This window comes from Dissulfuribacter thermophilus (assembly GCF_001687335.1).
Classification (GTDB): Bacteria; Desulfobacterota; Dissulfuribacteria; order Dissulfuribacterales; family Dissulfuribacteraceae; genus Dissulfuribacter; species Dissulfuribacter thermophilus.
Window position 1 is genome coordinate 226,228 of record NZ_MAGO01000002.1, and the last position, 6,970, is coordinate 233,197.

A 6,970-nucleotide genomic window follows, 5' to 3' on the forward strand; every position below is an offset into this window, starting at 1 on the left:
AACATTAATGGCTATTTTCCAATCATGAACCCAACTTTGCAATTGAGGAGAAAAATTTGGCTTAATTGGTCTTATAACACCTATCATAGGCCACCCCCCTCTCGCCTGCAGCAATGAAGACTCCACCATCCGGTGTAATGGCTAGCCGCCTTCTGTCGTAGCAGTAATTGGTGTTGATCTGGCCAACTAACTCTGGCTCATCCCCTGACAAATCAAATATAACGCAACGATTTTGAGAAAAAGGCGCTACCATTCGGCTGGAGGCAGGAACGAATGGGCTAAAATCTTTCATAAAAATTGCAAGGCGGCTCTTGGGCTCAACCTTTACCAGACTGTAAAGGCCATCAAAGAAAAACCTTCGAGGAAGCATAAGACCCTCATCTGAGACAGAAACTTCGTAGATCACAGTCCTTTCTGTAAGCTCATCCAGCTGAGCATCTTTTCCCTTTAAAGAATAGCCCTTAGCCTCTGAGTCCACAGACATTGGGGATGGGTACCAGAGGGGGCCTTTGCACTGAATAAATAGAGAATCGCCTGCCATTACCGCCTCTAGTCCCCCACAGTTCGAAGGCCAGTGGTCAAGGACCACTGTATCCAAAAGGCTTATCGTTGAATCACTTACTTCTAGTAGATTGACCCTTACGGCAAAATCCCCTGTGTCTGTCCTAAAATCCTCCACAGTAACGAGTCTACCTTTATCGTCTAGGGCTACGGGCTTTCCAGGAACAGTAATAAACGGAAAACCTGTCTCTGTCTTTTTCTCTAGATCAGAAAAATTCACGATCTTTACTGCATAAAAAGGGAGGTCATTCCATACCAGAACATCTTTTGAGTCAGGGGTATAACAATAAAACGGAATGACTGCTAGCTCTCCTGAAAAAAGCGGATCATACATGGAACAGCCTGGGATAGAGGCAATCTCGTCTTTCTTTTCAAGCTCAAATGGTCCTCTAAGCCCTGCTCCTTCGCTATATACGATAAATCTAAACGGAAAGAGATTATAAAAAAGGACTGAACGTCCATTTCCTGCAATTATAGCATTACTAAAACCTGTAGGGATGGGAATGTCCTCAAGGATCGACTCGTCTGCTTTTCCAGTCTCAATGAGACTCCGTGTGTCAAAGACATAGAGTCGGTACACAGTTTCACCAGTAACAGAGACTCCAACAAGCCTTCCTTCTCGGGAACTTTCAAGCATATCCACTGCGGTGACAAGAGGTATCCGCGAAAAAGTGCCTATGTCTCCATCGCCGGGCTTGAAAGTGACGAGCTCTCTTGGTGAAAACGCCGCAAGATATGCCCCCTGATCAAACCAGAACGTCCGCTCTGCCCTGAAAGGAAGAGCAGCATGTCCTAGATCCTCGAGGCCATCTTTATCAATGCCAATTGCCTGCACCCAGTGCCCTGCCCCAGCCTGCCATGTCTCAAGTGGAAAGGCCAATATGCCCTGATTCCAGTCAAGATTCAAAGCTCTTTCGTCATAAAGGGCCTCAGAGTATGAACTCTGTACAACACCATCAAAGGGAGTGATTCTTGAAACCAAACGTGGTTTTTCAGGGTTGCTTACATCAAAAAGGCCAATCGAAACAAGGCTCGCCCTCATGGCATTGGAATCAATATCCATATATCCTGCTGCCAACAGACGGTCTTCATGAAAAAAGAGTTTTTCAGACCACCCTGGAACCTCAAGTTCGCCCACTATTTTCGGTTCTTCTGGCATGGAAAGATCTATTACCCATAGAGGGTCCTTTCTCTCATACGTGACGACATAAGCCCTGTCAGCAGAAAAGACCGTAGCGTATAGCTCTTCACCAGGAGCTATGCCAGAGAGGGCTGTAATCATCCTCCCTGAATCAAGATCATAGACGTAAAGACTACTGCCCTCATGAGAGCTAGACCATAAGGGACGGGCCACAAATACAAGCACATCCTTTCCGTTTCGCACCCTGCAGTCTATGTGAAGATCAGAGGGAATAGTCCCGTTTACCAAAACCTCGCGGGCTTTTCCTATTGGATCTTCAGGATCTCCTATTGGATAGGCCCTTAGGATCTCTCCAGAATCGAGTACATCTGGTTCATGAACTGTTACAAGCCAATCCTTGAAGATAGCGATCTTAGTTGGAGGAGTAGGAATGATTGCAGTGTCCACTTTTTCGAGCCGCCCATCTCCTGAAACTCTTACAGCCTCTATGATAGCTCCTTCATCTATAATGGATTTTGGGGTGGCATCCATTATCCATGGTTCCGAGTATAACCTCCCTCCTGCGACCACGAAAATGAGGTTATCACGTCTCCTAGACTCCCTGAATCCACGGTCCAATGTGAGGCTATCCACGACCTCAATGCCTCTTTCCCAGAGTTTCATGGTCAATATAGTGGTATTGGTGTCCCCTCCAGACAGGACAACGTAATAGCCATTTAGTTCATACACCTCCCTAATCTCCCCTGGAATTGAAATAGAGCCCTTTATTACAGGGGCCTCAGGAGAAGCAAGAGAGATGACCTCAAAGAGCCCTGCTGCAGTATTGGCATAGAGAAGCATGTTACCAGATAGCCTATAGATGTCCGGCTTCTCTGTCACAGGTACCTCTTTTTCACTATTGGTAGAATTCGGTTTTTCTTCTGTTCCAATGGGGGAAGCCTCTTGAGACACACTGGGCACAAGCATCTCATCTAAGGAGTCCAGTCCAACATAAGGGGCATCTGTTGCAAAAAGCCACTGCCCCTTTAGTCTCTCGAGGGCGGCTTCAAAATTCATGGGATAAAGAGATATCTCAATATCGCTACTCTTTCCTTGAAGTGGAACAAGTGCCGCTCCAAGAAAACACCTATGTCCCTGTGGGCACTCTGGAGTTTTATCTGCAATCTTTAGGTGTTTAACAACAACGGCGTCAAAGGCTTTTTCGCTAATTGGAAAAAGCCCATTCCGCCACTTACCAGCTACGTATGATATGTATTCAGGCTCCCCCAGGCCTTCATCTGCATCCATATCCCAGAAGACGAGGTATCCCACCACATCCTTGACCTCACGGCTGTTATCCACAAAAACAGCCCTATCCTTCTGAGAAAAATCCACCCGTAGTGCACCGTATACACTGGATGCCCCAACTAAAAGGAAAAAAATGACTATTGTCAGCCAATTTATTCTCATATTCCCACCTCCTCAAAGGCCATGCCCCTTTCTCTCTATTCCTTACTCATTAGAAAGGGAGAGCTTGTTAGAGAGCTACAGGGCGTAAATACATTTAAACCATCCTGCGTTCCTCTAAGGAACATATATATTCAGAGAAAAAATTATCCATAATGAAGAACGCAATTGCTTCAATTAGGTGAAAAGCAAAAAAATAGAAAAGAAAAAGTTGACATAACATGGCAAAAGAAAGTATATTCAAAAAAACTCCAAAAAGGAAGGGGGGATACCCTTGGCTATCGTTGTGGAAGTCCAGGATGACAACCTGGAAAAGGCTCTTAAGGCCCTCAAGAAAAAAATGCAACTTGATGGCCTTCAAAAGGAGCTGAAGATGAGGCGCTTCTATGAAAAGCCCAGCGTAAAACGCCGCAGAAAGATGCAAGAGGCCGAAAGAAGGCGCCGCAAAGCAAAGAGAAGAAGAGGCTAAATAATTGGGGGCTCATGCCCCCATTATTATTTTTTTAAAAAGACTACTCGTTCTATCCCTGATAGATCCTTTCTAATTTCAATATTGCTGAATAAAGATTCTGCTGATTCCAAATACCTTATAATATCTTCATGCTGATCATAGCCAATCTCCATGATTAGGGCCCCTCTATCTTTCAGTAACAATGAGGCTCCTTCTAAAGTCTTTTTAATGTAATATAGCCCGTCATGGCCACCCAAAAGCGCCAGCTGTGGTTCATAGTCTCTTACATCTTTAGCAAGCAATTCAAAGTCACTTTCAGATATGTAAGGAGGATTTGATACGATGAGGTCAAATGACCGTGGTTTAAATGCAGTCAGCCAATTTGTCCTTATAAAGTGTATAGCCTTTTGAGCACCATGAAATTTTGCATTGGTTTGGGCGATCTTTAAGGCCTCTTCCGAGATGTCCGATGCATATATCCTGGCCCTCTCTATCCCAATCCCAGAAAGTTCTAAAAAGAGGGTGATGGCAATACATCCGCTACCTGTACCGAGATCAAGGATGGCAGGGGCTAGAGCCTGTGTTTTCTCAATAAATTGAAGGGATACCTCTATTAATAACTCGGTCTCTGGCCGAGGAATGAGGCACCCAGGTCCAACCTTGAAGGACCTGGACCAAAACTCCTTCTCACCAATTAGGTATGCGATTGGTTCCCCGCTAGCTCTCCTTTTGAGGAGTTGAAAATACTCATCTCTCAATCGCGGATCACTTAAAGAAGGATCTATGTTTTTTATATAAAGGTCATAACGATTCAGCCCAAGGACGTGGGAGAACAGCAGTTCCGCATCAAGACGAGGACTCTCTATCCCAGATTTCTTTAAAATTTCTATACCCTGTGAAATTAAGGAATTAAGGCTGTTCAGCAATCTCGCACCTGAGACCTCTCCATAAGGATTAGTAGTGAGTGTTTTTTCCTGCCCTGACTATTGTAACTATACAAATGGACTACGAGTCCTCAGAGCCCTCCTTTAGGGCCTCTGCTTGAAAATGAGTGATCAATGGCTCGATTACTGGGTCCAGTTCTCCATCGAGCACTTGATCCAATTGATAGAGGGTTAAACCGATTCTGTGGTCCGTCACCCTCCCCTGGGGGAAGTTATAGGTCCTAATCCTCTGACTTCTGTCTCCTGTACCCACCTGACTTCGCCTCTGTTCTGATATCTTGGCCTGCTGCTCCCTTTGCCTCAATTCAAGGAGCCTGGCGTACAGGACCTTCATGGCCTTTGCCTTATTCTTGTGCTGGCTTCTCTCGTCCTGACATTGGACTACAAGGCCAGTTGGCAGGTGTGTAATCCTAACCGCAGATTCGGTCTTATTGACGTGCTGGCCTCCTGCACCTGAAGCCCTGTACACGTCAATCCTCAGTTCTGACGGATCGATTTCCACATCTACCTCATCGGCCTCTGGAAGCACTGCAACAGTACAGGCTGAGGTATGAATTCGTCCTTGGGTCTCTGTCTCAGGAACCCTTTGGACCCTGTGAGTGCCACTTTCATATTTTAAACGACTATAAACACCCTTTCCTGAGATAAGGGCAATTATTTCCTTAAATCCGCCAATACCTGTGGGATGAGAGCTAAGCACCTCGATCTTCCAGCGATTTCTCTCTGCAAAACGCGAATACATCCTGAATAGATCCGCTGCAAAAAGCGCGGCCTCATCTCCTCCGGTACCTGCCCTTATCTCAAGTAGGACGTTTTTCTCGTCATTTGGATCCTTGGGGATCAACAGGATTTTCAGCTTACCTGTGAGCTCTTCTTCTTTTTTTTGGAGATCCTGGATCTCAGCCTTGGCCAATGCCGAGATCTCAGGATCAGCATCATGCAAAAGCGCCTTGTTTTCCTCTATTTCGCTCTGGACCTTCTTTAACTCTCGATAGGTCTCAACTATAGGTGCAAGCTCTGCATGTTCCTTGGCTATTGCCTGATAGTGCTTTTGATCTTTCAGGCACTCAGGGTCCCCAAGCTCCTTTTCAAGGGCCAGAAACTTATCTTCTATTTCATCAAGACGTTTAAGCATTTACTCCTTATTTGCGTTGGGATCCCAACCGTATTTCTTAACAAATTTTTCCACTCGACCTTCTGTGTCAACGAGCTTTTGCTTTCCAGTGAAAAATGGGTGACAGGCAGAACAAATTTCCACCTTTATCTCTTCTTTTGTGCTACCAACTTCAAACTCGTTTCCACAGGCACACCGGGCCTTGGCCTTATAGTACTTTGGATGAATATTGTCTTTCATAAAGAATACAACCTCCTTAACTAACGATTCATACTTGCAAGGAACTCGGCATTGTTTTCTGTCCCTTGCATCTTGTCAAGAAGAAACTCCATACTGTCTATTGGATTTAATGGAGACAAGAGTTTTCTAAGAATCCACACCCTATTCAATACCTCTTTTGGTAACAACAGTTCTTCTTTTCTAGTACCAGATTTATTTATGTCAATAGATGGGAATATACGTTTTTCTGTGAGCTTCCTATCGAGGTGAATCTCCATGTTGCCTGTTCCCTTGAACTCTTCAAATATCACCTCGTCCATCCTACTTCCTGTATCAATCAAGGCAGTTGCAATAATTGTAAGACTTCCGCCCTCTTCTATATTTCTTGCTGCTCCAAAGAAGCGCTTTGGTCTGTGGAGAGCGTTTGAATCAACACCACCAGACAGTATCTTTCCACTAGGTGGTACAACAGTATTATAGGCACGGGCAAGGCGGGTAATACTATCCAACAGTATTACTACGTCTCTTTTGTGCTCCACAAGTCGCTTGGCCTTTTCAATCACCATCTCCGCCACCTGTACATGTCTTTGGGCAGGTTCATCAAAGGTGGAGCTCACTACCTCAGCGTCAACATTCCGCTCCATATCTGTAACCTCTTCAGGACGCTCATCTATCAGGAGCACAATTAGAAAGATCTCTGGGTGATTACGCGTAATGCTATTTGCAATATTTTGAAGGAGCATGGTCTTTCCTGTCCTGGGAGGTGCCACAATAAGCCCCCTCTGTCCCTTTCCAACAGGGGTCAAAAGATCCATAATCCTTGCTGAATAGTTATCTGGATCCGTCTCCAGGCGGATCTGCTCCATTGGGTAGAGCGGAGTCAGGTTATCAAAATAAATCTTCTTTTGACTCTTATCAGGCGGTTCAAAATTTAAGCTCTCCACTTTAAGGAGGGCAAAGTAACGCTCAGAATCTTTAGGTGGACGAATTTGACCTGATACTGTATCTCCGGTCCTCAAATTGAAACGCCTTATTTGAGATGGAGATACATAGATATCATCAGGGCCAGGCAAATAATTGTAATATGGGCTCCT

6 protein-coding genes are annotated in these 6,970 nt (G+C 45.1%); 1 reads left to right on the plus strand and 5 read right to left on the minus strand.

Going from position 1 to position 6,970, the window contains the following annotated elements; all coding sequences use genetic code 11:
• Positions 1–61: 61 nt before the first annotated feature.
• Complete coding sequence (locus DBT_RS02960; protein WP_067616277.1) at positions 62–3,151, minus strand: beta-propeller domain-containing protein; 3,090 nt, start codon at positions 3,149–3,151, stop codon at positions 62–64.
• A gap of 277 nt (positions 3,152–3,428) precedes the next feature.
• Between DBT_RS02960 and rpsU the strand changes: the two genes are divergently transcribed.
• Positions 3,429–3,617, plus strand: coding sequence for a 30S ribosomal protein S21 (rpsU, locus tag DBT_RS02965; RefSeq protein WP_067616323.1), 189 nt, complete (start codon positions 3,429–3,431; stop codon positions 3,615–3,617).
• Between the two features lie 26 nt (positions 3,618–3,643).
• Here the strand turns inward: rpsU and prmC are convergent, their stop codons facing one another.
• The 4 genes from prmC to rho form a co-directional block, all read right to left on the minus strand.
• Positions 3,644–4,525 carry a peptide chain release factor N(5)-glutamine methyltransferase gene (prmC, locus tag DBT_RS02970; RefSeq protein ID WP_067616279.1) on the minus strand — a complete coding sequence of 294 codons (882 nt, stop codon included), beginning with the start codon at positions 4,523–4,525 and terminating at the stop codon, positions 3,644–3,646.
• A gap of 79 nt (positions 4,526–4,604) precedes the next feature.
• Complete coding sequence (prfA, locus tag DBT_RS02975) at positions 4,605–5,678, minus strand: peptide chain release factor 1 (RefSeq protein WP_067616281.1); 1,074 nt, start codon at positions 5,676–5,678, stop codon at positions 4,605–4,607.
• A complete protein-coding gene (gene rpmE / locus DBT_RS02980) occupies positions 5,679–5,897 on the minus strand; it encodes a 50S ribosomal protein L31 (protein ID WP_067616283.1) in 219 nt (72 codons plus the stop codon). It lies immediately after the preceding gene.
• A 20-nt stretch (positions 5,898–5,917) separates the two neighbouring features.
• Positions 5,918–6,970, minus strand: a 1,053-nt coding sequence (gene rho, locus DBT_RS02985; protein ID WP_067616325.1) for a transcription termination factor Rho, incomplete at its 5' end; no start/stop codon positions are given.

What these genes read in the sequence shown, in the direction of transcription:
- DBT_RS02960 (WP_067616277.1), bottom strand. Translation starts at nt 3,151, where the DNA reads ATGAGAATAAATTGGCTGACAATAGTCATTTTTTTCCTTTTAGTTGGG.
- prfA (WP_067616281.1), bottom strand. Translation starts at nt 5,678, where the DNA reads ATGCTTAAACGTCTTGATGAAATAGAAGATAAGTTTCTGGCCCTTGAA.
- rpmE (WP_067616283.1), bottom strand. Translation starts at nt 5,897, where the DNA reads ATGAAAGACAATATTCATCCAAAGTACTATAAGGCCAAGGCCCGGTGT.